The organism is Neisseria sp. N95_16 (assembly GCF_002551535.2).
GTDB classification, from domain to species: Bacteria; Pseudomonadota; Gammaproteobacteria; order Burkholderiales; family Neisseriaceae; genus Neisseria; species Neisseria brasiliensis.
The window spans coordinates 1-1,100 of sequence record NZ_PDBT02000148.1 but is presented as its reverse complement, the minus strand read 5'-3'; the positions used below and the strand labels follow the sequence as shown (position 1 = coordinate 1,100).

The 1,100-nt window shown below is 51.5% G+C and carries 2 protein-coding genes; both read right to left on the bottom strand.

Translation table 11 applies throughout. The features are described from left to right. Positions 1–262: tail fiber protein (locus CRG49_RS12925; RefSeq protein ID WP_198515176.1), on the bottom strand; the 262-nt coding region annotated here is incomplete at its 3' end. Beyond that, the coding region (locus CRG49_RS12920) for a pyocin knob domain-containing protein (protein WP_232727260.1) at positions 244–1,100 on the bottom strand (857 nt) is incomplete at its 5' end. The genes CRG49_RS12925 and CRG49_RS12920, both read right to left, overlap by 19 nt.

Below are 1,100 nucleotides of genomic sequence, written 5' to 3'. Positions count from 1 at the left end.
AACCAAACCAAAGGGGCTTAGCATTCTTGATGTGAAAATACTGCACAACGCTGCCATCGGGACTGATGACCGTCTCGCCTGTGACGCGCATGGTTTGTTCGGTATGACCGGATGCTGTGCCGTTAATGGTGCGGCTGTAGCTGCGGCGGGTTGCGGTGGCCGCCTTAACAGCTTTGTCGTAGGCGGTTTTGACGCCAGCAACACTTGCCGGTGTCGTTGAGCTTCTGCTGTTGACTGCATTGCTCAATGATGATTGCAACAAAATCGGGTCATTACTGTATGCGAGCGAGCGTCGTTTTTGAGCTGCAAAAACTTTCTTGTCTGCGTATTTTCAATATACGTATCACTAGTATTTGAGCCCAATCGGCCGGTATTATCGCCATTCGAGTTGCTGAATGTGACGCCGCCGTTGTGATATGTGCGATGATTAAATGTTTTCTCGCCGTCGATTGTTTGACTGCCGCTTGTCATGACAGCATCGCGGCCGTCAACGCGCAGCCATCTGCCCCACGACGAAGAGAATACGCGCACATACTCGTGACCATCGATTGTTGTGTAGCGCTGCATACTGCCGCCGCTGTATGACACGACTAGTACGCCGGCACGTGCCTCCGGATAGTTGTTACTTAGAGACGCGTTTGCCGTTGCCGCTTGATAATAAAAACCTTTTGCAGTGATGCTGTTTAGATTGTCGCTACTTGATAATGAGATGCCGCTTACAACCCAGTCTTCAATGCCGTATCCCGCCAATGTTGTTGATTTTGTGGCTTTTATTTCATTTAGTTGCTTCGCAACCGCTGCCGTTGCCGCTAAGTCCGTCGCTGTGCTTCCCAAGCCGTTATACAGTTGCACGACGCCGGCTGTTGTAGTGCTGGCTTTGTCAATCTCGTGCGTGTGCGACGTGCCGGAGACACTGTTGTTTGTCGACGCGGTGATTTTGCTCGGCGTGCCCAGCGCGATTGTGCGGTTTGCAGTCAAATTTCCGCCACCGCTTAAGCCGTTGCCTGCGGTGATGGTGGTGTTGGCGTTGGCTTTTTCTGCTAATGCGTTTGCAATTGCACGATACATTTGGTTTGGCACTGCCCCATTAACTTTGGCGT